Source organism: Streptomyces aidingensis, from assembly GCF_900112355.1.
Lineage (GTDB): Bacteria > Actinomycetota > Actinomycetes > Streptomycetales > Streptomycetaceae > Streptomyces > Streptomyces aidingensis.
This window is the reverse complement of record NZ_FOLM01000004.1, coordinates 210,829-236,250: the sequence shown is the minus strand read 5'-3', so window position 1 is coordinate 236,250 and position 25,422 is coordinate 210,829. Positions and strand designations below refer to the sequence as shown.

Here is a 25,422-nt window from a genome sequence, read left to right as displayed (position 1 = left end):
CGCGCCGGGCGGGCGTCGGCGGAGTATTGCGCGTGGGGGTGCGGGCGGCGGGGCGGCCCCGGCTGGCCCGCTGCGGGGAGGGCAGGATTCGGGCGGGCGGGCTGGCTCAGGCTGCTCGGACGCGTCTGCGGTCGGCTCCGGCCAGGACGACCCGCTCGGTCATCTCCGCCAGGCGGGACGCGATCCGGTCGCCGAGGGACTGGCGCAGGTCACGGATGGCAAGGTTGGTGGTGATGAGCGTCGGGAGCACGTCGTTGTACCGCTTGTTGATCAGGCGGTAGAGGAGCTCCTCGGTCCATTCGCTGCCCTTGGCGGCGCCGAGGTCGTCCAGGATCAGCACCGGGCAGCGGGCGATGGTCATCAGCTCGCGTTCGGTGTCGCCGCCGGGGCGGGGCCGGAGCGAGGCGTACAGGTCCGCCTCCGTGGTGGCCTGCCAACGGACGCCGATACCGGTGGCGGTCAGCGAGCGGATGGCGCCGTACGCCTGGTGTGTCTTGCCGGTGCCGGTGGTGCCGAGCAGCAGCACGGACGGGCCGGTGGCGGCCAGGCGGCGGGCGCCCTTGCTTGGGGACGCCGCCCGCGTCGCGACGGCGCGGACCCAGGCGGCGACCTGCGGATGTTCGGCGACGGCGTGCCGGTAGCGCAGGGGAATCCGGGCCTCGGCGGCGGCCAGACCGGGGTGCGGCTCGTCCGTGTCCGGGTCCGGGACGGCGGCGGGGTCGATGCCCCGGGCGGCGAGGATCCGGGCGACGCGGGCCATGGCGCCTTCGCCGAGGCGTTTGGGTTCGGGTGTCCCCATCACAGCTCCTCGGCGTAGGCGGCGGCAGCGTCGACCGGGTTGGTCCACGCGGTGTGGCCAGGCACGTTAGGCCGGATCCCCGGCCGCACCAAGCCAGGCCCGTTCGCGTTCATCGCCTCGTTGACCAGGCTGGCGAGCGCGCTGGGGTGCATGGGCTTGGCCCGGAAGCGCTCCAGTCCGGCCCGGATGTGGTCCGGGTCGATGCCCTCGTCAAGGAGCTGGTTGATCTCCCGGCCGAGATGCCCGAGGACGCGGGCGGGCGGCCGGTTGGGGCAGGCGGCTACGTACTCGCCGAGGAGCGTCCGTGCCGACGGACCGGGTGCGGGCGCATCGCGCCCCGAAGGATTCTTCGATCCAGGATCCAAGATCCTGGATCCAGGCGCCGAGCCTTCGGCGAGGGCTCGGGGAGCCTTCCCCGAACCCTCGGAGACAGGGCTCTCACCTGGTGTTTCCCGGGCTCCGGACCGGCCCGGGTGCAGGCAAACGGCCTGCTCGTCCTCCGGGCCGGTAGGACGGTCGCCCGGGGTGGCGGGGGTGGTGGGCGAGGTCGGGGAAGCCTCGTCGAACGCTCGCGTAGGGCTCGGCGAGGCTTCGGGGAGGCGGCTCCCGTCCCTCGTGGAGTCCGCCGTCGACGTGTGGACGGAGGCACAGATGCCCTTGCAGGGGCCGCACCGCTCGGCGGCGTGGTGCTCCGGGCAGGACGGGCGGCGGGACTGGCTCGGCTTGTCGATCTTCTGGTGTTTGGCCCAGGTGACGATGTGCAGGTAACGGCGCCCGTCACAGCCGGTGTAGCGGCAGATCAGCCCGGCGATCGCGAGCTGGTGGAGGTCGTCCTCGACGTGGACCGAGGTGTGCTCGACGCGCAGCGGCCACAGGCGCCCGGCGATGATGGCCGCGTTGTCCAGGTAGCGGCCGTGGTCGTCGGCCTCGGTGAGCAGGCCGACGAAGGTCCGCTCGGCGGTGATGCTCACCCCGGCCAGCGTCTCGCTGATGAACATGTCGGGTTTGACGGTCCTGATCCGGGCCATGGTCAGCGCTCCCGTCCGGCGGCGGGGAGGGCGGCGCTGGTGAGCCGGGCGGATGCCAGGTCGAAGTCGTGGACCTCGCCCGCGAGTGCGGCGTCCGGGTGGGCGCGCATCACCCAGCGGGCGGCGGTGACCGCCTGGGTGCGGGTCAGCCGGATCGGGCGGCCGGCCGCGTCGTAGGCGCGGGCGCAGGGGTGGGGCCAGGTGTGCTGCGGGTGCTGGAAGTGCACCCGGATCCTGGCGGCGCCGGGGATCATGTCGGCGAGGCTTGCTGCCAGGCGGCGGGGGAGGTCGCCGCTGGTCCCGGTGGCATCCAGAGTTTCGGCCATGCGATACTTCCTGGTTCGTAGCTGGGCGGGGCGGCCGTCTCGTCGAAAAGTTCAGCCGCCTCGCCCGGTGGTGAGTCCGTCCCTCGGGGCGTGACACCGGCGTCTGGGAGTTCGCCGCTCCCGGGCGCCGGTTCTTCGTCTCCGCTCCTGCGCTGCGGCCGTCCGCCGCGCCGGCCCGCTCCCTTCCGCAGGCATCCCGCGCAGTGCCCCACACCAGTGCGTTCACACTGGTTGTCGGCGACGGGACCAACATAGACTGAGGAAGATGGATCATGTCAACTGATGAAAATGGAAGCACCACACTTGGGGCATGTATCGTTCTCACCAGTTGATGAAGCACGACCCGTAAGCGGAGGACGGCACCCATGAACGATGGAGCGCCAGCCCAGCCGCGCACACTCGCGCAGAAGATCGACTACCTCTTCGCCACCGTCCACCCGAAGAACCGGGGGCCGTACAGCTACGAGGAGGTGGCTTCGGGCATTCGCGAGCGCGGCGGCCCCACGATCTCGGCCAGCTACATCTGGCAGCTGCGCACCGGCGCCAAGGACAACCCGACCATGAAGCACCTGGAGGCCCTGGCCGGCTTCTTCGGCGTCCCGCCGTCGTACTTCTTCAACGAGGAAAGCTCAGCCCAGGTCGCCGCCGAGCTGTCGACCCTGGCGGCCATGCGCGACAACCAGGTGCGCTCGGTCGCCCTGCGGGCATCCGGCCTCTCCCCGGAGACCCTGCGCACCATCCAGGACCTGATCGAGCGTGCCCGCGCCTTGGAGGGCCTGAGAGACGACGACCATGCGCAGTAGTTCGCAAGCGCAACCCATCAGGCTTGCCATAGACCAGCCCACTGCGGTGACGTTCACCACCCACAGCCCTTCCAAGCCGAGTCCAGCCACTCATGGATGCCCGCTATGAGCACAAAAGGCAATATTTGAACTTGCCAGCAGTGCAGGTCCGATCACCCAGGCGATTTGGTCGTTTTCCGGCGATCTTCAGTCGTTCAAGATCCGTTTCTACTGTGAAGTAAGGTCTTCCTTCGAAAACGGATGCGGGCGGTCTCCGTCCGCATCCATGAGCACAGCACCAGCGGAGTCCAGTTGTCCCTGCGCAACCGACGCGGCCGTCCCGAGGACGAGCATCGGGACCGCCCGGAGTTCGAGGAACTGCTCGCCACGATCGAGATCCCGGATCCCTTCGACATCCAGATCTTCTGCGATCGCATCGCCGAGCAACGCGGACGGCCGCTGCATCTGCACAGCCTGCCGGGCCTGGCCGGCGCTGACGCGCCGTGCGGAGTCTGGATCGCCACGGAGACGAGCGACCACGTCTTCCACGAGGCCGCGACCAGCCCGCTGCACCGCGATCACATCGTCCTGCACGAGATCAGCCACATGCTCCTCGGGCACACGTCGATCATCGACGACATCGGAGGGGGCGGAAGCGGGCTGTTTCCGCACATCGACCCCGATACCGTGGTCAGCTTGCTCACCAGGGCCAGCTACACCAGCAGCGACGAGCGCGACGCCGAACGATTGGCCGGGCTGATCGCGCAGAAGGTCGCCCCCTCGACGACGCGCAACAGCACCACCCAGCGCAGCCAGGTCCTTCGGCGCCTGGACGACGCGCTCAGCGATTCGTAAGGCATCCCATGCTCGACGCCGTTCCGGCTGCCCTTCTGTGGGCGGTCGCCGTGTGGCGTGCGCCTTCCGCACGCCAGTCGCCCGCGAAGCGGTCCCTGTGGATAGCCTTCGTCGCTCTGGCCGTGGCCATGACCGTCCGCCCGGTGGCCATCGCCTCCTCTCTCGACCAGGCTCTGCCCCTCAACAATGTGTCGTTCCTGATCAAGCACCTCGGCGGCATCGCGGCGGCAGCGGCCGTCGTCACCTTTGTGCACCAGATGTCGGAGGAGAAGACCGGCGGCCTGCGCACCAAGCGCCTGCCGATCACCGTGGCGTTCGCGGCCGGCCTCAGCATGGTGGTGCTCTTCTTCGCCACCCCGCAGCCTTTCGAGGCGTCCGATCTGCTGATCGAGTACGCCGATGACTGGCGTATGGCGCTGTACGGGGTGATCTGGCCGGGGTATCTCGGCGCGGCCCTCTTCACGGGAACCAGACTGTGCTGGCAGTGGGGGCGGCACCGCGGCACGGGACTGCTGGGACGCGGGCTCCGCTACATCGGCGTCGGCACCGCGGTCGGCATGGTCTACGCGGCGCACCGGACGGTTTCCATCCTCCTGCGCCACTTCGGTCATCAGCCGATCTCCCATCCCCTCAACGAGAAGATCAGCACCGCGCTGCTGTTCAGTTCCGTCGTGCTGATCGTCATCGGAAGCACGCTGCCCGCACTCCGGCGGCTGCGGCAGTGGTGGCAGGACTACCGGAACCTGATCGCCCTGTATCCCCTGTGGTTCAGCCTCACCGAAGCGGTGCCCGCCGTGCGGCTGGATCCGCCGCGCGGCAGACGGCAGGAACGATTCGTCCTCAGCGATGCCCACTCCCGGCTGTACCGGCGAACGATCGAGGTCCGGGACGCCATCCTGACGCTGGGCGATCACGCCTCACCGGCGTTGCGCGACCGGGCTCGAGCCCACGTCGTAGCGAGTGGGCTCATGGGCGCCCAGGCCGACGTCGCCGCAGAAGCCTGCTGGCTTCGAGCGGCCCGCGCATCCAGGCTCCGCCACGACACCGCCTCCGGTGAACCCCTCCCGCCGACCAGCGGAGGCCGTGACCTCGCCAGCGAGATACAGGCGCTCAGACAACTGTCGGCCGCCTACCACGCACCACTGGCCGACACCTTCGCAGCCCAGTACGACTCCCCTGTCCGCCCGGAGCCTCCCGCATGATCACCCGTACCGCCCGCTTCATCACCGACTCGCTCGCCCCGGCGTATCTCGTCATCGCCGTGCTGCTCGCGATCGGCTGGCACTCCACCCAAAGCCTCACCGGAGTCGGCTGGGGCCTCCTCGCCGCCCTGTTCTGCGGCGGCATACCCTTCGCCGTCATCCTGCTCGGCGTCCGCCTCGGCAAGTGGACCGACAAACACGTCCGAATCCGCCAGCAGCGAGCGGTCCCGCTCACGGCGGCGATGGCCTCAGTCCTGGCCGGCCTCTTCCTGCTCCGGCTGCTCGATGCGCCCCGCGAGGTATTCGCCCTAGTGGTGGCGATGCTCGCCGGCTTGGTCCTCACCCTCCTCGTCACCTACTGGTGGAAGGTCTCCGTCCACACCGCAGTCGCAGCGGGAACGGTGGTTGTCCTGATCGTTGCCTACGGCCCCGCCCTGGCCGCGCTCGCTCCTGTTCTCGCAGCGGTCGGCTGGTCCCGCGTTGCCCTCCACGACCACACCCCCGCGCAGGTCCTCGGTGGTGCCGCGCTGGGCAGCCTTGCGGCAGGCGTCATCTTCACGCTTCTGCGCTAAACGGGTGCCACGCGCGGCATAACTCACCGCCCAGGGGTCTACGAGTCGCATCGCAGCACCGGGCGACGGTCGACTGCCATAGTGGCCCCGTTCAGGACTGCGGCCGCGGACCGTTGAGGAGGCCCCCGCAGCTCCATCACAGGGTCACGAACGGTCGTCGTCCGTGGTGCCGTCGGTGCCGGTGCGTCTGATGAGTCTCCAGGTGATACCCGCACTCATGGCCGCCATGGCGCACTGCAGCAGCGCAGTGGCGAAGTCGATAAGGGTCTTCATGCTGTTCACTGAGCTCCCCGGGTGTTGCGAAGGATGCATTCAGCGTTGTGTGGGCGGGATTGCTGCGCCAGCGGAGACAACGATCTTGCGGGAATGCGGCAAGATCTAGGGTCCGGGAATTCTTACGGATAGGAGTTGTTGCCGGTGCGGCAGGAAAGGCGTGGTCGTCCGCTCAGCCCGCTGAGCACGCGGTTAGAGCCAGCGATGCGGGCGTGGGTCGTGCGACTCCGTGAGTTCTACAGCAGTTTGAATATGACCCTGGCGCAGCTGGAAGCAGTGCTTGGCATCGATGATTCCACGCTCTCGCGCTACCTCAACGGCCGGCGGCTTCCGGAAATCGAGTTCCTCCAGCGGCTGTACGCGGTGGTCGAACAGCACACTGGGGCACCAGTGCTTCCTGAGGTGTCCGCCTCGGTCCGAGAGCTGTACTACGCCGCCTGCGCAGTACACGAGCCGCAGCGCCACCAGGTATACGTGCTCAAGGACGCCCTTGCCCACTCTGAGCAGCGTGCGCAGACGGCCGAGCGGATCGTGCTAGACCTGCGCGTCCAGCTCAAGTCGGAACGCGAACGTTGCGAACGCATGGAGTCCAGCCTGGTAAACCTCCAGTTGCAGAATGAGCAGTCTGCAGCTCTCGCCGCAGTGGCGCTACGGAAACTGGAAGAAGCCGCCCAGGAGCGCGACCGGCTGAGTGAGTTGGTCGCCCGCCACACGACGGAGTTGGAGTCCGCCGTCACATCGCTGCAGGGCATCGAACGTACTCATGCCCAGACTCAGCACGCCTTGAGCACTGCGGAGTCCACCTTGGGCGGGGGCGCCCGCTCGCGCTGGTGGCACCGCTGGCGGGGAAGGTCCGGCTCCAAGCCCGGTCTCCAACTTGATCAGTCCCGCCGACGGCAGCCGACGCTGGGCGAGCAGCACCGCCAGCACATGGCTGGCCTGTTGTCCTGGTATCTGGGATCGCTGCACCGCGTCAACGGTCCGCTTCCGGTTGCGGACAACTACCGGGCTCGCTACCGCGAGGGCGCCAAGCGGTTCCCCCAGGGACGCCGGTTCATTAGCACGGCCCAGGCCCTGGAGTGGGCTGATCAGGCTATGGAAGACGTCCTATCGCTGGCGGCACAGATGTCGGCGACGGAGTACGACAACGGCAACGAGCTGGTCGGTGGTCCGCTGTCCTGCTTTGCCCTGGAAGCAGTGCGCGCGTTGGAGAGCTACTTCTCCGTCCGGCAGCGCTGGCGGATGCAGCAGCAGATGAACGAGATCGTGCTGACCGTAGCCGAACGCCGCGGCGACATCTTCGCCCAAGCAGTGGCGCTGGGCCAGTTGGGCAAAGTACACGCACTGCGCGGCGAGGGCGAACCGGGCATGGCCCAGCTGCACCGCAGTGAGGAACTCTTCCTTTCCCTAGGGAAGTGTGCCGAGGCGGCCGTGGCACTGGCCAACACGGTGCCCTGCCTGGGCAACACCGGACGCATCTCCGAAGCCTCCGAAGCTGCCCGCCGCGCCTTGACCCAGGCGCGGGCAGCCGGCCTCGCCGACCTGGAAGTCACCGTCCAGAGCAATCTGGGGCGGTGTCACCTGCACCTGGGCAACCACAACGAGGCCCTCGCCCTACTCACCGACAGCTACGCAAAGGCGCGGCTGCCATACGGCCGTGTCTATACCACGTGCACGTTAGCCGAGTACCACTTGGCTGTCGGCGAGTATGAAAGGGCGATTCACTGGGCCGACAAGACCCAGGAACACGCAGCCGAACAGCCATTCGACCCCTATCTGATAGCCAAGCAGCGCACCTGGTTGGCCGCCGCCCTGCGCGGTCTGGGCCGCGAGGATGAGGCACAGGCCGCGCAGAGGGAGGCCAAGGCCCTTCTACAAGACCTCAACTCCCGGGAGACTAGTCAGGTTTGCGTGATGCCTTCCTTCCTGCACGCGCAAAATCCAGGTGGCGCGGGTTGACAACGCCGACGGTTCATCCGGCAAGCACCATTGGTGTGGCCTCGGAATCACTGGCGCTGTCACCGCACGAGGCGACAACGTCAGCGGCACGGACATGTGCTGGCCAAGCACCAGCCGATATTCGGCCAGCCATCGGCTACGCGGGGCGAGCGGGAGTCGCTTCCGTGACATCGAGTGCAGACAGCTGGAACTGGGCTGCTTGGAGGGCATAGAGCTCGGCGAAGTGGCCGCCTTGTTCGAGGAGCTGGTCGGGTGTGCCGCTTTCGATGAGGCGGCCAAGGTGGAGGACATGGACCAGGTCCGCGTGGCGGACGGAGGCCATGCGGTGGGTGATCAGGACAACGGTCCGTCCGCCGTCGGCCAGGGCCCGGATCTGGTCGAAGATCCGCTGCTCGGCGCGCGCATCGAGCGCGGCCGTGGGTTCGTCCACGATCAGGATGTCGGCGTCCCGGTAGTGGGCTCGGGGAAGCCGTGCGCGAACAACGTCATGGTTTGTGGAGGGCATCAATATCTCCTGCGGCCTGGACGGACTGGAGAAGCTCTTCGGCGGTGTAGAACCGCTGGGCTCGCAGGATGAGTTTCGGGTTGTACCCGTCGGCTTCGAGCAGCGGACGGAGTTCCACGAGGGTGTTTCCGATGGTTCGCGCACTCACCCCGAACAGGTCGGCGATTGCCTGGCGTGTGGCAATTCGTCGCATTCCGAGGACAGCAGCCAGGACGCGGTCCGCGTCGGTGACCTTCCTCTGAGATACGAGTCCGGGAAGTTTGTGCAATGCCCTGCTGCGTCGCTTGATTCTGAGCTCCTCAAGCCTCGCGCTATAGCGCACCAATACGCGTTCGGTCATGGTGGTGAGTTCTTCTCGGCTCATACCGGTGATGGAGGGATGGGTCAGCACCTCCAACGGGATCTCGGGCCTCTCACGTGTTCCCGTCGCCAGATAATCGCGTACTGCCTGTTCGCTGGTAAGCCGCAGCGTTACCGGCCTGATGGCGCAGCTGTGGTCAGTAAGGATTCGATGGGTCTCGTTGATCGCCCTACGCAGAGGCTGAATCTCCACGGCGAGCAGTTCGCCCAGGAGCTGCATGGGGATGACCTCGCGCAGGTAAAGCACGGTAGCCAGGACTCTCACCGCAGGCGTAATCACCGAGATTGCACCCGCGCCTCTCGTGCGCCGGCGTTTGCCTCCACGGCGCTCGTAGCGCCGCTGCTCGTCTCTCGCTTCTTGGAGAGGGGCCAGACATGCGATGAGATCGGTCAGATCCTCCGGATTCATGCCGGTCAGCCGCGGGTCCGAAAGCATCTCCACCGCCTCAAGGTTGAGACCTTGCGGCCTATTGACGCGAGGGACTGAGGCGGGATCGCTCTTGTGCGGGAGGACGGTGTAGTTCCACGCCCCCCTGGTCTCATGCGGTTCGATCGGCAGCGAATCCGCGTATTCCTTGCTGATGGAGATACCGGTCGGGTATTCGCGCGTGTCGAGTTCGGCTTCCACGCGGAGCCCGCCGCGGGTGCGAGTCGACCTGATGGTCTTGATGACGACCTCGTGGCTGGTCAGCGGCCTGCCCCGCCAGTTCATCGTGATGTGGGAGAACAGGCGGTGCTCGACCTTGTTCCACTTCGAGGTTCCGGGCGGGAAGTGGCAAACGGTGATGGCCAGACCCGTCTCCTCGGCCAGAGCGGACAGTTCAGACTTCCACAGTCGGTAGCGCGGGGAATTGGAGCCCCCGGAATCCGCTGTGATCAGAAGGCGGGTGGCGCTGGGATAATCGATCCGGCCGCGATTTTCCCACCACCGGCGGACCGAGGCGACGGCGAAGGCCGAGGTGTCATGGTCCACTCCGACGTTTAGCCAACCCGTGTTGGCGGCGATGTCGTAGATTCCGTATGGAATCACTTGTTCCCTGCCTGGACGAGCGAAAAGAGAGTGGTCTTCGACATCGATCGGATCGCCCTGGGGGCGCCATTCACGGCCAGCCTGGTGGAACTGGCCCACCAGCTCTTTCTTCTTCGTATCCACGCTGATAACGGGCTCGCCGACCGCTTGATACTTCTTCACCTGACTGTTGATGTACTGGAATTGTGCGTCCCGATCCGGGTGCTGTTTGCCCTCCAAGGTCTTAACGTTCGACTGGAGACTGAAGCCGCTCTTGCGAAGCAGCTTGCCCACCGTGGTCGCGGAGACCTCGTGCCCTTGCCTCGTCAACTCGCCGGCGAGATTCCGCAGAGATTTGGTCGTCCACCTCAGCGGCGACATGGGATCGCCTCGTTCGTCTGGTTCGACCAGGGCCATGAGGGCGGGAAGCAGGTCCGGGTTCTTGTCTGCCGCGGCCTTGCGGCCACCACCCGGGCGTCGGACGCGGCCGTCCGGGAGCGGCTCCATGTCGAGTTCGGCGATGCCCTTTCGGATGGTCGTTTCACTGACGCCAACCGCTCGGGCCACGGTCCGTATCCCTCCATGGCCCAGCCCTTTCGCTTCAGCAGCGAGGAGCAACCGTCGCTGCCTTTCATTGAGGTGGGGAAGCAACAACTGCAACCGCGAGGCCAGATGACCGCAGATCAATGGAGATATGACCACGTAAGATCAACGATCACGGCCCCGTCAAAGCAACGCCTTGTTTCCGGACAGCTTCCCCGGGCCGCCTACCGGGACGCTCCGGTGCTGGTGGTGGACGAGCCCACCGCGGCGCTGGACGCCCGGGCCGAGCAGGAGGTGTTCCGGCGCATCCGGGCGCTGGCGGACGGCGGGCGGACGGTCATCCTGATCACCCACCGGATGGCCTCGGTGCGGGATGCCGATCTGGTCCATGTGCTGCACCGGGGAGAGCTGGTGGAGTCGGGCTCCCCGGAGGAACTGCTGGCCGCCGGCGGTCACTACGCCGAGCTGTACGGGCTCCAGGCCGCCCAGTTCGAGCGGGCGACGCCGGAGGCCGGGGCGCCGCCGCGGTCCGCCCCGGTGCCGCGGGCCCGGTTCTGAGCCGTGCCCCCGGCGCCGGTCCGGCCGGGGACAACTTCCGTCTCGTCCTCACCTTCCGCACCACGGTTTCACCCCGCCCCGAGAGGTGACCCGGATCACAACAGTCATGCCCAGTGTCAGGAGTAGACAGTGATCACCCGGGAACAGATCCCCGCCGTGCTGGAGCATCCGGTGTACGACGCGGAGGGTCACAAGATCGGGGCCGCCAAGAACGTCTATCTGGACGACGCCACCGGGCGGCCCGAGTGGGCGACAGTGAAGACCGGTATGTTCGGCGGGGAGCATTTCGTCCCGCTGGAGGGTGCCGCCATGGTCCAGGACCATCTCGCCGTGGCCTACTCCAAGAACAAGGTCAAGGAGGCGCCCGAGGTCTCGCTGGAGGCCGGCGGCCATCTCTCGGCACAGCAGGAGCACCGGCTGTACGACTACTACGGCCTGGACTGGGACGCCGCCTGGCAGCGCACCGACGAGGCCGCCGGAACGGCCGGAACCGCGGGAGTGACGGGAACCGCGGGCGCGGCGGGGACCGCGGCCGGCGCCGCGGGCGCGGCGGGGACCGCCGAGGAGGCGGAGAGAAGGCGGGCCCCGGAGGCCGCCCCCACGGAGGGCCGGGCCGCCGCAGGCCCCACCGACGACGCCATGACCCGCTCCGAGGAACACCTGCGGGTCGGCAAGGAGCGCTACCGGACCGGCCGGGTCCGGCTGCGCAAGTACGTCGTCACCGAGGAGGAGCAGGCCACCATCCCGGTGCGCAAGGAGGAGGCCCGGATCGAGCGGGAGCCCATCACCCCGGAGAACCGGGGCGAGGCCGTCTCCGGCCCCGAGATCAGCGAGGCCGAGTACGAGGTCACCCTGCACGAGGAGCGCCCGGTGGTGGACACCGAGGTGGAGCCCAAGGAGCGGGTCCGCCTCACCACCGAGGAGCACACCGAGGACGAGACCGTCCGCGGCACCGTGCGCAAGGAGCAGATCAGGACCGAGACCGACGAGACCGGCGAGGTGGAGTCGCCGGAGGAGGAGCCGCCCCGGCCCGGAGAGCCCGGCGGACCCGCCGACCCCGGCGCCGCCCGGCCCTACTGAGGCCGCCGCCCGCCGACCGGCGATCCCGCCGAGCCGCCCGGACCGGCCGCCCGGGCCCCGTGGCGGGGCGGCCGGCGCTACCGTGGAGGCGTGTACTCTCCGCAGGGCCCGACTCTCCGCGAACTCGCCGTGCAGGCGCTGTCGTCCACCGAGCGCGGCTACGACCTGCTGGCGCCGAAATTCGACCGGACGCCCTTCCGCACCCCTGACCGGGTGCTGCGGGCCGTGGCCGGGGCGCTGCGGCCACTGGGCCCGTTCGGCAGCGGACTCGACGTCTGCTGCGGCACCGGGGCGGGCACCGCGATGCTGCGCGAGCTGTGCGAGGAGCGGGTGGCCGGGGTGGACTTCAGCGCCGGCATGCTGCGGGCCGCCCGGGCTGCCCGGGCCGCCGCGGAGCCGGCTCCGGGAGGCCCGGCGACGCACTGGATCCGGGCCGATGCCCGCCGGCTGCCCTTCCGGCCGGTCTTCGACCTGGCCGTCAGCTTCGGTGCCTTCGGCCACTTCCTGCCGCGGGAGAGGCCGGCCCTCTTCCGGCAGGTGCACGGCGCGCTGCGGCCCGGCGGCCACTTCGCCTTCCCGATCGGCGCCCCGCCGAAGGTGCTCTCCCGCGACTACTGGACGCTGCTCGGCTTCGACGCCGCCATGCGGGTGCGCAATGCGGTGTGGCGTCCGCGCTTCATCATGTACTACCGCACCTTTCCGCTGGCCGATGTGCTGAACGACCTGGCCCGGGCGGGTTTCGCGGTCGAACTGCGGCCGCTGCCGGAGCTGGGCCGGCGTCCGGACGGCACGCCCCGGGCCCGGCTGGTGCTGGCCCGCCGCGGCGGCACACCAGCCTGAGCGCGGCCCGGTGCGGGCCGGACGGGTACAGGACGGGCCCGGGTCAGGCGTCCGGGAGGGCCTTCTCCACCGCGGCGAGCAGTTCCGGGGCCTCCGGCCCGGTCTGCGGCGAGAACCGGGCCACCACCTCACCGCCCGGTGCCACCAGGAACTTCTCGAAGTTCCAGCGGATGTCCCCGGAGTATCCGGAGGCGTCCGCCGTGCCGGTCAGCGCCGCGTACAGCGGGTGCCGGCCGTCCCCGTTGACCTCGATCTTCTCGGTCATCGGGAAGGTCACGCCATAGGTGGCGGAGCAGAACTGCGCGATCTCCTCGGCCGCGCCCGGCTCCTGGCCCATGAACTGGTTGCAGGGGACGCCCAGCACGCTGAAGCCCCGGCCCGCATACCGCTCGTGCAGCCGCTCCAGCCCTTCGTACTGCGGCGTCAGGCCGCACCGGGAAGCCACGTTGACGATGAGCAGCGCCTTGTCGCGGTACCGGCCCAGCTCCGCGGAGCCGCCCAGCAGTGCACCGATCTCGGTCTCATACACAGACATGCGACCGAGCCTAACCATCCCGCCGCCCGCTCCGTCCGGCGGTCCGGCGGTCCGGTCACCCCGGCCCGCGGCTGCCGGGCTCAGGTGGCCGGGCCGCGGAAGACCACGGTCTTTCCCTCGCGCCGGTCCGTCCGGCCGCCCCGCCGCCCCTGCCGTCCGGGACGGGCCGGTGCAGGGCGTGCACCGGCCCCGGGGCCTCGGCCCCCGGGGCCTCGGCCCGCGGAGCCTCGCGCCACTCCGGGCGCCGCCCCAGGGCATTGCACAGCACGATGTAGAGCATGATCGGGTGGGTGTACGGCACATTGTCCTTGGGCCAGTACGCCAGGCGTGGGCCGCCGCCCGCCGCCCGCCCGCGGCTCAGCACCGCCCCGGCCGCATAGTCGGCGGCGTCCGGCCAGACGAGGCCGGTGTCCGCCTGCCCGGGCACGATCCACCACCAGCGCTCGGCATCGGCGAACACGCAGCCGGTCCGCGGCAGCGAGCGGCTGATCCGCGGCCCGAGCGGGGCGGCCACCCCGACGGCGTCATGGCCGAGCGGGGCGGGCAGGCCGGGAGGCAGGCACAGCCGCACCCGCTCCAGGCGGCGCACCGCCTCCGCCGCACCGGCCGTGCGCGCCGTGTCCGCCGTGCGCGCCTCCCCGTGCGGCCCGGGGAGGCCACGCGCAGGCCGCGCCGGCCGTCCGGCGCCGGGGACCGGCATCAGCGCGGGGACCCGCGCAGCGGGCCCCCGGTGCCGTCGCCGCGCCGCCGCGGCGGCCGGCCCGCGCGCCCGCCCGGATGCCGTCGGCCGTTTCCGTGCCCCTTCATCCCCGGTCTCCTTCCGCGGTCAGGGGCAGCCTGGCCCAGACCGACCAGCCGCCCCGGTGGCCGTCGCGTATCCCCCAGGCACAGCTCACCGCCTCCACCAGCAGCAGTCCGCGGCCGTGCTCCTCACCCGGCAGCCGGGTGCCCGGTGCGCCGTCCGGGTCCCGGCCGGGCGGCCCCGGACGTCCGCACACCTCGATGTGGAGCACCCGGGGCGGCTCCCCGTTCCCGGCGCCGCGCTCCCGGCGCATCCGGCATGCCACCGACTCGCTGCCGGTGTGCACCACCGCGTTGGTGAACAGCTCGGACACCACCAGCACGGCCGTGTCGCGGATGTCCCGGTGCACCTCCCAGCCGTCGAGCCGGTCCCTGGTCAGGCGCCGCGCCTCGGCCACCGACTCGGCCCGGGCCGGCAGCGTGAACTCGTCTTCGCGGTGGGAGCACCCGGCGCCCGGCACGGCGGTCACCGGCGGCCGGCCGGTACCGGCGCCGGAGCAGGCAGCAAGCGCTTCCGACCGTACAAGGGTGAACCGTGTCACACCCTCACTATGCTTGCCGCCCCGGACAGTTGGCAAGGCTCACTCTGCAAAGTTCAGAGTTGACGATGCAGGGTGTCCAGACCAATCCGGCCGTGGCACACTGCGGGGCATGGCAGAAGAGATGCAAGGTGAGTGAGGCCCGATCCGCCCCCACCGTGGGCCAGCTCGTCCTCGGCAGACGGCTCCAGGACCTGCGCAAGCGTGCCGGGCTGAAGCGTGAGGACGCCGCCCGGGTGCTCCATGTCGCCCCCGCCACGGTCCGCCGGATGGAGACCGCCGAGGTCGCACTGAAGATTCCCTATGTGCGGCTGCTGCTCGACGCCTACGGCACCCCCGCCGAGGAGGCCGAGACCTTCGTCCGGCTGGCCGAGGAGGCCAACCGCCCCGGCTGGTGGCACCGGTTCCGGGACGTGCTGCCGGACTGGTTCAGCGTGCACGTCAGCCTGGAGTCCGCCGCCCGGGTCATCCGCGGCTTCGAACCCCATCTGGTGCCCGGCCTGCTCCAGACCGAGGACTATGCGCGCGCCGTGCTGCGGGCCGGCTCGGTCACCCCCACCACCGAGGAGGAGACCGAGCGGCACGTGGCGCTGCGCATGGCCCGCCAGTCCCTGCTCGCCAGGGAGGACGCCCCGCATCTGTGGGTGCTGGTCGACGAGACGGCGCTGCGCCGCCCGGTCGGCGGCCCCGGGGTGATGCGGGGCCAGATCGACAAGCTGCTCCGGGAGGTGGAGCGGCCCAATGTCACCTTCCAGATCATCGAGTTCGCCACCGGCTTCCATCCCGCCAGCTACGGGCCGTTCGTACTGTTCCGCTTCGAACTGCCGGAGCTGCCGGACATGGTCTATGTGGAATACCTCACCGGCGCCGTCTACCTGGACGAACGCAATGAGGTCGCCTCCCACCTCGCGCTCCTGGACCGGATGTCGGCCCAGGCGGCCACCGCACGACGCACCAAGGAGATCCTCCGGGATTTCCGCAAGGAGTTCTGATGGACCGCATGCACGACCGGGTGCGCAACGGTATGCGCGCCAGCGATCTGGGCACCGACGGCTGGTACCGGCCCTGGAGCGGCGGCAACGGCGGCAACTGCGTCGAGGCCAGGAAGCTGCCGGACGGCCGGGTCGCGCTCCGCCACTCCACCGACCCCCACGGACCGGCACTGATCTACACCCGCGGCGAGATCGCCGCCTTCATCCAGGGCGCCAAGGCCGGGGACGCCGACTTCCTGCTCACCTGACTTCCTGCTCACCTGACCGCACCGCGGGCGGGCCGCCCCTTCCGGTCCGGACGCCCGGAACCGACGGACATTCATCTCGACGGAGGACATCGGAATATGGCCGACAACACGAGCTGGACCCCCGATCCACCGGCTGCCGGGCCGGCCGGGATCGACACCTCCGTTCCCAGCATCGCGCGGGTCTACGACGCCTTCCTCGGCGGCAAGGACAACTACCCCGTGGACCAGGCGATCGCCGAGCAGGCCGCCAAGGAGTTCCCGGACGGCGGCGAGGGCGCGCGCACCAACCGCAGAATGCTGGTGCGCGCGGTGCGGCACATGGCCCGCCAGGGCATCGACCAGTTCCTGGACATCGGCTCCGGCCTGCCCACCGTGCAGAACACCCACCAGGTGGCCCAGGAGATCAACCCGGAGGCCCGGGTGGTGTATGTGGACAACGACCCGATCGTGCTGGCCCACGGCCGGGCGCTGCTGGAGGACAACGACCGCAGCGTGGTGGTCACCGCCGACATCCGCGAGCCGGAGAAGCTGCTCGCCAATCCGGATGTCACCGGGATGCTGGACCCGGACCGGCCGGTGGGGCTGATCCTGGCCGCCGTGGTGCACCACCTGCTCGACGAGGAGGACCCGGAAGGGCTGGTCGAGACGTACAAGGAGTGGCTGGCACCGGGCAGTTACCTGCTGCTCACGCACTTCTGCTCCTCCACCCCGCAGGCGCGGCGCCTGGAAGCGGTGCTGCGCGCGGCCCTGGGGCGCGGGCAGTTGCGCAGCATGGAGCAGATCGCCGGCTTCTTCCGGGGCCTGGAGATGATCGAGCCCGGCGTGGTCTATCTGCCGTACTGGCATCCGGACGAGCCGGTGCGCAGCCCGCTGGACATCGCCGGGCTGCTGTGCGCGGGCGGGATGGGCCGCAAGCCGGCCGACGGCGCCTGAGTCCGGGCGGGCGGGGCCGGGCGGCACCGGTGTATTGCCGTGCCGCGCCCGGCGGACCAAGCTCGGTGCATGGATCTGGAGTTGCGGCATCTCAAGACGGTCCGGGCGATCGCGGACGCGGGCAGCCTGACCAAGGCGGCGACCGCGCTCGGCCTGCCCCAGCCCGCCCTGAGCGCCCAGCTCAAGCGCATCGAACGGACGCTGGGCGGCCCGCTGTTCGACCGTGGCCGACACGGCGTGCGGCTCACCGCGCTGGGTGAACTGGTGCTGGAACGGGCCCGGGTGCTGCTGCCCGCCGTGCGGGAGCTCCAGGAGGACGCGGTGCGGCTGGCCCGCACCCGGGACGGCGCTGCCGGCCCGGCGCGTTTCCGGCTCGGCGGCACTCATGGCCCGCTGCTGGGCGGGCTGGTGGACCGGATCGCCACCGTCTTCCCCGGGCACCCCGTCTCCACCGCCACCTCCTGGTCGGAGCGCGAGATCACCGGCGCGGTACGCCAGGGGCGGCTGGACTACGCCCTGATCGGCACCTGCGGAGAGGCCCCGCCGCCGGACGCCGGGCGGCTGGCCTGGGCGGAGGTGGGCCGGGACCCGGTGTTCGTGATGCTGGCCGAAAACCATCCGCTGGCCGGCCGGACCGAGATCGGGCTGGCCGAACTGGCCGCCGCGTCCTGGGCCGATGTGCCGGGCGACGGCTGCTTCGCCGACTGTTTCACCGCCGCCTGTGTGCGGGCCGGGTTCAGCCCGGTCACGGTCTTCGAGACGGACATCGCCGCCTGTGTGCATCTGGTGCGGGTGGGGCGGGCGGCGGGGCTGTGCCGGGCCACCTTCCCGCCCACGCCCGGCCTGGTGACCCGGCCGCTGGCCGGGGCGCCGCTGCACTGGCGGCACCTCCTGGGCTGGCATCCCGAGAGCCCGGCGGCCCGGACCGCGCCGCGGGCCGTCGCCGAGGCCCGGCTGGCCCATGCGGAGGCGGCGCAGCTCAACGCGGACTACCGCCGCTGGCTGCGCGGCCACCCCGGATTCGGGCCGGCGCTCACCGTCCCGGCCTGACGCGGCCTGGCGCCGGGGCCCGACGCGGGGCCCGACGCCGGGGCGCCGCGCCTTCCATAACGCCGTGCAGAGGGGGCAACCGGAGGCTGCCTCCGTTGTCGTGTGCACGGCTAGTTTCTCGGGCGCCCCCGAGAACGAGGAGAAGGCATGCTCCGAAGGAAGACCGATGTCAAGGCCGTGGGTGCCGCGCTGCTGCTGGCCGGCGTGCTCACCGCCACCGCCCTGACGGCCCCCGCCTCGGCCCGGCCGGCCGCCGCGGATTCCCCGGCCGCCGCCCCGGCCGCCGCCGCACCGGCCGAGCCCGCCCTGGTCGCGGCCATGCAGCGCGACCTGGGTCTGACCGAAGCCCAGGCCCGGACCCGGATCGCCGCCGAACAGCGGGCCGCCGCCGTGGCCATCGGCCTCGAAGTGGCCCTGAACGGCGACTTCGCCGGCGCCTGGGTGCAGGGCACCTCCGCCCGGCTGACCGTGGCCACCAGCGACCCGGCCGGCGCCGGGGAGATCACCGCCGAGGGAGCCCGGGCCGTCGTGGTCGAGCACTCGCTCGCCGAACTGGACGCCGCCAAGGCCGCCCTGGACCGTGCCGCCCGCTCGGTGCCGACCGACGACGCACCCGTCTGGTTCGTGGACGTGCGGACCAACAGCGTCGTCGTGCAGGCCCTGGACCCGGCCGCGGCCGAGGCGCTGGTCACCGCCGGCGGGGTGGACCGCGGCCTGGTGCGGATCGAGTCCACCGAAGAACAGCCCCGGCCGCTGTACGACCTGCGGGGCGGTGAGGCCTACTACATGGGCGGCAGCGGACGCTGCTCGGTCGGCTTCCCGGTCACCCGCGGCACCACGCACGGCTTCGCCACCGCCGGGCACTGCGGCTCCACCGGCACCTCCACCTCCGGCTACAACCGGGCGGCGCAGGGCTCCTTCCGGGGCTCGTCGTTCCCCGGCAACGACTACGCCTGGGTGGCGGTCAACAGCAACTGGACCGCGACCCCGTATGTGCGCGGCGCCGGAGGCCAGAACGTGCAGGTCGCCGGCTCGACCCAGGCGCCGGTCGGCTCCGCCGTCTGCCGCTCCGGCTCCACCACGGGCTGGCACTGCGGCACCATCCAGCAGCACAACACCAGCGTCACCTACCCGCAGGGCACGGTCACCGGCGTCACCCGGACCACGGTCTGCGCCGAACCGGGCGACTCCGGCGGCGCCTACATCTCCGGCAGCCAGGCCCAGGGGGTGACCTCCGGCGGCTCCGGCAACTGCTCCACCGGCGGCACCACCTTCTACCAGCCCGTCAACGAGATCCTGTCGGTCTACGGCCTGACCCTGAAGACCACCGACGACCCGGGCGACCCCGGCGACCCGGGCGACCCCGGTGACCCGGGCGGTACCTGGGCGGCGGGCACCACCTACCAGACCGGGAGCACGGTGACCTACGGCGGCGCCACCTACCGCTGCCTCCAGGGCCACACCGCGCAGACCGGCTGGGAACCGCCCAACGTCCCCGCCCTCTGGCAGCGCGTCTGACGCACTGCCGCCCTTCCCGCCCGAGGGCGGACGGACAGGCCCGGACGGCCGGGAGAACCTGGGGGGTTCCGCCGTCCGGGCCGCCCCGCGCGGCCGGGCGGCCGGAGCGGCCGGGGCTCATTCCTCCCCGGCGGCCTCGTCGGCCGGATCGCCGGCGGCGGGCCGCTTGCCGTCCGGGCCGTAGGCCGCGATGTCGTACTCCAGGGAGTAGTCCGGCACGCTGAGGAGGAGCCGTCCGTCGTGGACGGCGGTCCAGGAGGAACCGGGCAGGAAGAGATCGCCGGTTCCGAACAGCGGCTCGGCGCGCTTGCCGTCCGGGGAAATCCGGACCACCGCGCCGGGCTGCTCGGCGTATCCCTCCTGGTAGACCAGCACGCCCTCCTCGTCGGCCGCCAGCACCAGCTGGTCGAAGACCTCGTCCGTGGTGAAGGACCACTCCACCTCGCCGGTGACCGCGTTCATCGCCGTCACCGGAGTCCCGCCCCCGAAGCGGGACGGGGAGATGTACAGCAGGTCGCCGTGGACCGCCGTCCCGCCGCAGTCGTCCAGCGGGCTGTAGACCACGATGTCGCCGCGGCACAACTGCTCGCGGAAGAGATGCACATCCTCGCTGGGGATGCCGGTGTCCCCGATGGGCGCCCGGGCGGTGATCTCGCCCGCCTCGATGAAGGCCAGCTCGGTGGCCGGCCCGAACTCCTCCGACCGCAGGGAGACCACCAGTGGCGCGGTGCTGTGGATCTTGTCCAGCCATCGGCCGTCCGGAAGGACCAGGGTCCACAGCGTGTCACCGGTGTCCGGATCGATCTCCTCCAGCCGGAAGACCGGCTCGGTCACCGTGCCCGGGTCGGTGTTGACCACCGTGGCGCAGGTGCGCCGGCGGATCAGCGCCGCGCCGCCGGCCACCCCGTCCACGGCGCAGATCTCCTCGCCCTGTTCGACCTCGTTCTCCTGGACGAAGGGAATGCTGTTGATTTCCTGGTTCAGCGCGTTGTAGGTGGCCGCGGCGCCGTGGATCAGCTCGCCGTCCTCGATCCGGTGCAGATTCCAGCCGCCGAGCGTGTGGATGGCATAGGACGATCCGGCGATCGCGATCTGGAACTGTAGGGGGTTCTCCTCGGGTTCCAGCGGCCGGCTCCAGCCCTTCTCCCCGGTCTTCAGATCGATCCGGGTGATGTTCTGGCCGCAGTTCTGCTCGCCATGACCGACGACGATCAGTCCGTCGGCGGTGGCGGTGGCGGGTGCGCAGACGGCGTTCCCGCCGAGGTCCAGCGTCCAGACCTCGGAGCCGTCCGCGGTGGAATAGGCCGTGAGGACGGACCCGCCGGCCTTGACCACGAGATCGTCCACCACCCACAGGCCCTTGGGTCGGACGTTCTCGGCCACCTGCTCGTCGAGCGACCAGACCTGCCCGCCGGACACGTCCGCATGGACCCCCGCCTGCGTCCCGCCGCCGGTGTCCTCGTCCTCGTCGCCGGAGCCGAGCAGATACCAGGCGCCCCCGCCCACCGCCGCCAGCACCACCACGATGACCACGGCGATCACCGCCACCGGCGCCGACCCGCCCTGCTTCGGGCGGGGGCCCGGCCCACCGTAGGGCGGCGGCGCTCCGGGCGGCGCCGCCGCTCCGTACGGCTGCGGCGCACCCGGCGGTGGCCCGTAGGGCTGCGGCCCGTGGGACTGCGGCGGCGGCCCCGGCTGCGGCGGGGCGCCGTACGGATGCGGCGGTGGGCCCCCCGGCGCCTGCGGCGGCGGATACGGCCCGTAAGCCTGCTGCGGCGGATAGGGCTGCGGCTGCGGCTGTCCAGGTGACGGAAAGTCACCGCTTGACATGATGTCCCCTCGTTCCCCTCGCTGCGCCCGCTCGGCCCGTACCGGGCCGGGGCCTCTCCCCCACTGCGCCGGCCCGGTGACTCCCCGTCGCTCCCCCGCGGCCGGCCACCACGGATCGTATCCGGGCGGCGGGCGGCCGGAAACACCGGAACGACGGAACCACTCTCATCGCACTCTCACTCCCGGAAGAGCGGCCGCCGGTCCGCCGGGGAAGAAGGTCCGCCGGGAAGAAGGGGAGCACCGGAGCCGTTCAGACATCGGCCAGCAGCGCCTCCAGTGCCGCCGCGGTATCGGGATACCGGCCGGTCAGGGCGGCCCCGGTCCGGGCGGGGGCAGCGGTCTGCCAGGGCTCGTCGCAGCCCAGCAGGGCCGCCACCGCGTCGAGAGCCGCGGGGTGGGCGGCGAGCAGCGCCGCTCCGCCGCCGCCCGGCCGCCCGGAGCGGACCGGGGCCGGCTCCGGCCCCGCCGCCGGGCCGGCCCGCCAGGGCGGTGTCCACTCGTCCAGCTCGGCGAGCCGGCCGGGGAAAATCCGCCCGGCCTCGCGGATCAGCAGCGGGGCGAGCTCGGCGCCGCCCGACCGCAGGGTGGTGATCAGCGTCGGCAGCCAGGGCAGCAGCACCTCGTCCGGCAGGCGCCCGAACGCGTTGGACACCGCTTCCACCACAAAGCCGGTCAGGCCCGGCGCGGGCTCCAGCGCATGCAGGAAGCCGCTCAGGTAGCGCGGATAGGCCGGCACCACCAGCGGGTTGGCGAGCAGCTCGCCGCAGCGGGCGCTGAGTTCCGCCCGGGACAGGTGCCCCAGCTGGGTCTGCGCCGCCCACAGCAGCGCGGTCTTCGACGGGTTCTCCGGATGCGACTGGGCGACCGCCAGTTCGAGCTGGGTGCGGTCGCAGCCCAGGGACAGCGCCAGGCCCTCCATGCTGAACAGGAAGCCCAGCATCGCCGCCACCTGGCGCACCGTGGCATCGTCATCGGTGAACGCCGTCGGCAGCAGGGTGCAGTAGTGCGCGTACCCGGTCCGGACGAAGGACTCGATCCAGGGCGGCAGCGCCGGCTCCGCGGTGCGGTAATACGCCAGCAGCCGCCTGATCCGGCGCAGCACCTCCGGGGCACCGTCCACACTGCGCTCGGCCGACAGCACCTGAAGGGCGTGAGTGCCCAGTTCGTCGGCGAGGCGGCGGCTGCGCAGATACAGCGTGGCGTCCTCGCCGGCCGCCAGCACTCCCGCCGCGGTGGCCTTCGGATCGTAGGCCGCCCGGCGCAGCCGCTGCTCCAGGACCTGCTCGATGCTGACGCCCTCGTAGCCGAGTTCGATCAGCGCGCGCTGGTGGGTGCCCAGGGCAAGATCCCAGGACTCCTGGATCGGGCGCTCCCCCAGCTTCCGCTCGCCCATGACCGGCCGCGCCGCACCCCGCGGCAGCAGATACCGCAGCATCCACAGCACGTCGGAGCACTGCTCCAGCTCCGGCCGCGCGGCGATGTCCAGCAGCGCCCGCCGCACACCGCGCTGCTGGAGCTTCAGCTCCAGCGGGGCGAGCCGGTCGTACACATCCCGGGCCAGGGGCGGCAGCGACTCGTAGCCGACCTGGCCGATCCGGTCGCCGCCCATCATGATCTCGACCAGCCGGCGCACATCGCGCCGGCCGGGCACGGCGTCCTTCTCGATGCAGGTCACCGCCGCGTCCTGGAAGTCGTACGGCGTGGGCCGGGCCCGGTCCCGCATCCCGGCGAGCAGGATGGAGGTTTCGAACACGGCGATGGCGTCGGCGGTGGAGGCGAGATAGCCGTTGCGGCGCGCGGCGCGCACGATCTCCACCGACCAGCCCAGCAGTTCGGCCTCGTCCAGCCCGTCCAGCACGGGCGGCTGCCGCAGAAAGCCGCTCAGCCGGTCGGCGGCGGGCGCCTCGGGGGCGGGGGACGCCTGCGGAGGGGCCGCCGCCTGCTTCTTCGCCTGCCCGCCCGTCTTCTTCCTGGGCTTCGCGCCCGCCTGGCCCGCCAGCCGGTACGGCTCCACCCGGGTGCGCCGCAGGTTCTTGGCCCAGACGGTGGCGGCGATGGACACCGATCCCGGCGCCAGGCCGAACTGCGCCTCGATCGCCGCATGGCTGGACGGAATCAGCCCGTACTGCCAGGTGGTGGCGGTGCGCGGGCCGGGCTCGAAGCCGCCGGCGCCCCCGACGCCGAACTCCGCGACCCGGCTGACCGCGTGGAAGGCGCCGCAGACATAGAGGCAGTCGGCGGGATCGGTGCCGCTCGCGGCGAGGTGCTGCCGCATCCTGGTCCACATGTGGCGCTCGCGGTCCTCGTCCACCCGCAGCCGGTGCGGGTCGCCGGGTGCGAGACGCCGGAAGAGGCTGCCGATCAGCAGCATGGCCTGCCGGTAGCTCTCGTGGTCGCTCTCGCCCAGCGGCTGTTCGACGTACTGGTGCCACCATTCCGACCAGTGCCGCACCCGGCCGTGGCGCAGCAGATGCTCCTCCAGCTCGGCGAAGCGGGGCCGCAGGTCGCCGATCTCCACGCCGACCGCGTCGCCGTGCAGCCCGGCCTCCTCCCCGCCGTCCGAGCCGCCCGGGCCGTCCGGACCGTCCGGGCGGGTGGTCTCCGCCCGGCGGGCGTCCCACTGGAAGACATGGTCCGAGGAACGGTCCACCAGGACCAGCTCCACGCCGGGGGTGTCCAGCGCGTAGGCGATCGCCTGGTACTCGGCCGAGGCCTCGGTGACAGGCGCCACCACCGACAGCGGGGACCACTCGGCCGGAAAACCGTCGATCTCGGTGGCGAACGCCTGGACCGCCACCGGGAGCCGGCAGTTGCGCAGCTCGGTCAGCAGCGGCGCCATGTCCTCGCACAGCTCCAGATACACCACCTTCGGCCGCTTCCGGCGCAGGCGCCGGGCCATGGCGAGCGCCGAGGCCGGCGAGTGGTGGCAGACGGGGAAGATCTCCAGCGGTTCGCGCACCGCACGGTCGACGTCGTCCACCATGCCCAGCAGGATGCCCTCCAGGGCGTCCGGCCCGTCGGCGAACGCCGCGGCGGCCTCCCTGAGCTGCGCACGGAGCACTTCGAAAGCCCCCTGCCCCCGGCTCGGCCGGCCAGGGCTCGGCCGGCCCGCGCTCGTGATCTCGCTCATGGCCCCGCTCATGGCCCCGCTCATGAGAGGGTCGCGATGGCGTCACGGCCGCCGTCGAGGAACTCGGGCCAGGCCCCGCCCTCTTCGCGGCTGCGCGGCTCGATGACACCGTGCAGGTATTTGTTGAGTATCGCCAGATCCTCGGGCTCGCGCCGGGCCAGCGAACCGACGAGCGAGGCGGCCAGCGTACGGGCGGTCAGGGACCGCTCGCCGAAGAAGTTGGTGTGCAGCACGGCGTCCTCCAGCACCCCGATCTGCTCCGCGGTGGAGAGCGCGGACTCCAGCTTCTCGTCATCGCTGCCGGCCGCGGCGGCCGAGGCGCGCAGATCGGCGAAGCTCTGCAGCAGCACATCCAGCAGGGTCGGCGGCACATCCAGCTCGATCCGGTGGCGGCGCAGCAGCTCCTCGGTGCGGAAACGGACGATCTCCGCCTCGCTCTTCTTGTTGGTCACCACCGGGATGCGCACGAAGTTGAAGCGGCGCTTCAGCGCCGAGGACAGGTCGTTGACCCCGCGGTCGCGGCTGTTGGCGGTGGCGATCACCGAGAAGCCGGGCTTGGCGAAGACGATGTTGTCGTTGCCGTCACTGTCCAGCTCGGGAACCGAGATGTACTTCTCGGACAGGATCGAGATCAGTGCGTCCTGGACGTCGCTGGTGGCGCGGGTGAGTTCCTCGAAGCGGCCGATCGCGCCGGTCTCCATGGCGGTCATCACCGGGGAAGGGATCATCGACTCCCGCGACTGGCCCTTGGCGATGACCATCGACACGTTCCAGGAGTACTTGATGTGGTCCTCGGTGGTGCCGGCCGTGCCCTGCACCACCAGGGTGGAGTTGCGGCAGATCGCGGCGGCCAGCAGCTCGGCCAGCCAGCTCTTGCCGGTGCCGGGGTCGCCGATGAGCAGCAGGCCGCGGTCGGAGGCCAGGGTGACAATGGCACGTTCGACGATGCTGCGGTCGCCGAACCACTTCTGCGGGATCTCCCGGTCCAGGCCGTCGGACCGCTCGGAGCCCAGGATGAACAGCCGGATCATCTTCGGGGACAGCCGCCAGGTGAAGGGCTTGGGGCTGTCGTCGACGGACTCCAGCCAGTCCAGCTCCTCGGCGTACTTGAGCTCGGCGGGGGCGCGCAGCAGATCGGACATCACGGGGCCTTTC

23 protein-coding genes and 2 pseudogenes are annotated in these 25,422 nt (G+C 70.9%); 13 read left to right on the top strand and 12 right to left on the bottom strand.

Translation table 11 applies throughout. The features are described from left to right. Positions 1-106: 106 nt before the first annotated feature. The 3 genes from BM242_RS10485 to BM242_RS10475 are packed head-to-tail and all read right to left on the bottom strand — an operon-like array spanning position 107 to position 2,153. Positions 107-799, bottom strand: a complete 693-nt coding sequence (locus BM242_RS10485) for an ATP-binding protein (protein ID WP_093838470.1) — start codon at positions 797-799, stop codon at positions 107-109. After that, positions 799-1,827, bottom strand: a complete 1,029-nt coding sequence (locus BM242_RS10480; RefSeq protein ID WP_093838469.1) for a hypothetical protein — start codon at positions 1,825-1,827, stop codon at positions 799-801. The genes BM242_RS10485 and BM242_RS10480 overlap by 1 nt, the downstream gene beginning before the upstream one ends. Before the next feature lie 2 nt (positions 1,828-1,829). After that, positions 1,830-2,153 (bottom strand): hypothetical protein, encoded by a 324-nt coding sequence (locus BM242_RS10475; RefSeq protein WP_093838468.1) that lies wholly within the window; start codon positions 2,151-2,153, stop codon positions 1,830-1,832. Between the two features lie 365 nt (positions 2,154-2,518). On the opposite strand from BM242_RS10475, the gene BM242_RS10470 reads away from it, so the two are divergent. From BM242_RS10470 to BM242_RS10455, 4 genes are all read left to right on the top strand, one after another. Next, positions 2,519-2,956, top strand: a complete 438-nt coding sequence (locus BM242_RS10470; protein WP_093838467.1) for a helix-turn-helix domain-containing protein — start codon at positions 2,519-2,521, stop codon at positions 2,954-2,956. A 291-nt stretch (positions 2,957-3,247) separates the two neighbouring features. After that, entirely contained in the window at positions 3,248-3,790 is a 543-nt protein-coding gene (locus BM242_RS29330; protein ID WP_175541351.1) for a hypothetical protein, read from the top strand. Positions 3,791-3,798: 8 nt separating this feature from the next. Continuing rightward, the gene (locus BM242_RS10460) at positions 3,799-4,992 is read left to right on the top strand and encodes an MAB_1171c family putative transporter (RefSeq protein WP_093838465.1); all 1,194 of its coding nucleotides are present in this window, start codon (positions 3,799-3,801) and stop codon (positions 4,990-4,992) included. Next, entirely contained in the window at positions 4,989-5,564 is a 576-nt protein-coding gene (locus BM242_RS10455) for a hypothetical protein (RefSeq protein WP_093838464.1), read from the top strand. The genes BM242_RS10460 and BM242_RS10455 overlap by 4 nt, the downstream gene beginning before the upstream one ends. A gap of 144 nt (positions 5,565-5,708) precedes the next feature. Here the strand turns inward: BM242_RS10455 and BM242_RS30780 are convergent, their stop codons facing one another. Further along, positions 5,709-5,837, bottom strand: a complete 129-nt coding sequence (locus BM242_RS30780) for a hypothetical protein (RefSeq protein ID WP_281254676.1) — start codon at positions 5,835-5,837, stop codon at positions 5,709-5,711. Positions 5,838-6,089: 252 nt separating this feature from the next. Here BM242_RS30780 and BM242_RS10450 point away from each other — a divergent pair, with 252 nt between their 5' ends. Next, positions 6,090-7,796, top strand: a complete 1,707-nt coding sequence (locus BM242_RS10450; RefSeq protein ID WP_175541350.1) for a helix-turn-helix domain-containing protein — start codon at positions 6,090-6,092, stop codon at positions 7,794-7,796. Positions 7,797-7,932: 136 nt separating this feature from the next. Here BM242_RS10450 and BM242_RS10445 read toward each other — a convergent pair. Together BM242_RS10445 and BM242_RS10440 are read right to left on the bottom strand one after the other, a co-directional pair. Continuing rightward, a pseudogene (locus tag BM242_RS10445) lies at positions 7,933-8,259 on the bottom strand (ABC transporter ATP-binding protein); the annotation flags it as partial. A gap of 22 nt (positions 8,260-8,281) precedes the next feature. Next, positions 8,282-10,372 carry an ISAzo13 family transposase gene (locus tag BM242_RS10440; RefSeq protein ID WP_217652429.1) on the bottom strand — a complete coding sequence of 697 codons (2,091 nt, stop codon included), beginning with the start codon at positions 10,370-10,372 and terminating at the stop codon, positions 8,282-8,284. Positions 10,373-10,423: 51 nt separating this feature from the next. Here BM242_RS10440 and BM242_RS10435 point away from each other — a divergent pair. From BM242_RS10435 to BM242_RS10425, 3 genes and pseudogenes are all read left to right on the top strand, one after another. Continuing rightward, a pseudogene (locus tag BM242_RS10435) lies at positions 10,424-10,771 on the top strand (ABC transporter ATP-binding protein); the annotation flags it as partial. A gap of 129 nt (positions 10,772-10,900) precedes the next feature. Next, a complete protein-coding gene (locus BM242_RS10430; protein ID WP_093838462.1) occupies positions 10,901-11,851 on the top strand; it encodes a DUF2382 domain-containing protein in 951 nt (316 codons plus the stop codon). A gap of 90 nt (positions 11,852-11,941) precedes the next feature. Beyond that, positions 11,942-12,691 (top strand): class I SAM-dependent methyltransferase, encoded by a 750-nt coding sequence (locus BM242_RS10425; protein ID WP_093838461.1) that lies wholly within the window; start codon positions 11,942-11,944, stop codon positions 12,689-12,691. Positions 12,692-12,734: 43 nt separating this feature from the next. Here the strand turns inward: BM242_RS10425 and BM242_RS10420 are convergent, their stop codons facing one another. From BM242_RS10420 to BM242_RS10410, 3 genes are all read right to left on the bottom strand, one after another. Beyond that, entirely contained in the window at positions 12,735-13,226 is a 492-nt protein-coding gene (locus BM242_RS10420) for a glutathione peroxidase (RefSeq protein ID WP_093838460.1), read from the bottom strand. A 55-nt stretch (positions 13,227-13,281) separates the two neighbouring features. Next, positions 13,282-13,815, bottom strand: coding sequence for a hypothetical protein (locus BM242_RS10415; RefSeq protein WP_093838459.1), 534 nt, complete (start codon positions 13,813-13,815; stop codon positions 13,282-13,284). A gap of 214 nt (positions 13,816-14,029) precedes the next feature. Beyond that, a complete protein-coding gene (locus BM242_RS10410) occupies positions 14,030-14,488 on the bottom strand; it encodes an ATP-binding protein (RefSeq protein ID WP_245833956.1) in 459 nt (152 codons plus the stop codon). Positions 14,489-14,697: 209 nt separating this feature from the next. On the opposite strand from BM242_RS10410, the gene BM242_RS10405 reads away from it, so the two are divergent. The 5 genes from BM242_RS10405 to BM242_RS10385 all read left to right on the top strand — a co-directional run bounded on the left by BM242_RS10405 (position 14,698) and on the right by BM242_RS10385 (position 19,307). After that, a complete protein-coding gene (locus BM242_RS10405) occupies positions 14,698-15,558 on the top strand; it encodes a helix-turn-helix domain-containing protein (protein WP_093838457.1) in 861 nt (286 codons plus the stop codon). Positions 15,559-15,566: 8 nt separating this feature from the next. Continuing rightward, entirely contained in the window at positions 15,567-15,806 is a 240-nt protein-coding gene (locus BM242_RS10400) for a DUF397 domain-containing protein (RefSeq protein ID WP_175541364.1), read from the top strand. A 96-nt stretch (positions 15,807-15,902) separates the two neighbouring features. Beyond that, positions 15,903-16,739 (top strand): SAM-dependent methyltransferase, encoded by an 837-nt coding sequence (locus tag BM242_RS10395; protein ID WP_093838455.1) that lies wholly within the window; start codon positions 15,903-15,905, stop codon positions 16,737-16,739. Positions 16,740-16,808: 69 nt separating this feature from the next. Beyond that, positions 16,809-17,789: a LysR family transcriptional regulator gene (locus tag BM242_RS10390; RefSeq protein WP_093838454.1), complete on the top strand. Its 981-nt coding sequence runs from the start codon at positions 16,809-16,811 to the stop codon at positions 17,787-17,789. 147 nt (positions 17,790-17,936) lie between these two features. Then, complete coding sequence (locus tag BM242_RS10385; RefSeq protein ID WP_093838453.1) at positions 17,937-19,307, top strand: carbohydrate-binding protein; 1,371 nt, start codon at positions 17,937-17,939, stop codon at positions 19,305-19,307. 117 nt (positions 19,308-19,424) lie between these two features. Here the strand turns inward: BM242_RS10385 and BM242_RS10380 are convergent, their stop codons facing one another. The 3 genes from BM242_RS10380 to BM242_RS10370 all read right to left on the bottom strand — a co-directional run bounded on the left by BM242_RS10380 (position 19,425) and on the right by BM242_RS10370 (position 25,409). Next, positions 19,425-20,855, bottom strand: coding sequence for an outer membrane protein assembly factor BamB family protein (locus BM242_RS10380; RefSeq protein ID WP_093838452.1), 1,431 nt, complete (start codon positions 20,853-20,855; stop codon positions 19,425-19,427). Between the two features lie 532 nt (positions 20,856-21,387). After that, positions 21,388-24,267, bottom strand: a complete 2,880-nt coding sequence (locus tag BM242_RS10375) for a DUF5682 family protein (RefSeq protein ID WP_245833955.1) — start codon at positions 24,265-24,267, stop codon at positions 21,388-21,390. A gap of 20 nt (positions 24,268-24,287) precedes the next feature. Then, positions 24,288-25,409: an ATP-binding protein gene (locus BM242_RS10370; protein ID WP_093838450.1), complete on the bottom strand. Its 1,122-nt coding sequence runs from the start codon at positions 25,407-25,409 to the stop codon at positions 24,288-24,290. Positions 25,410-25,422 lie beyond the last annotated feature (13 nt).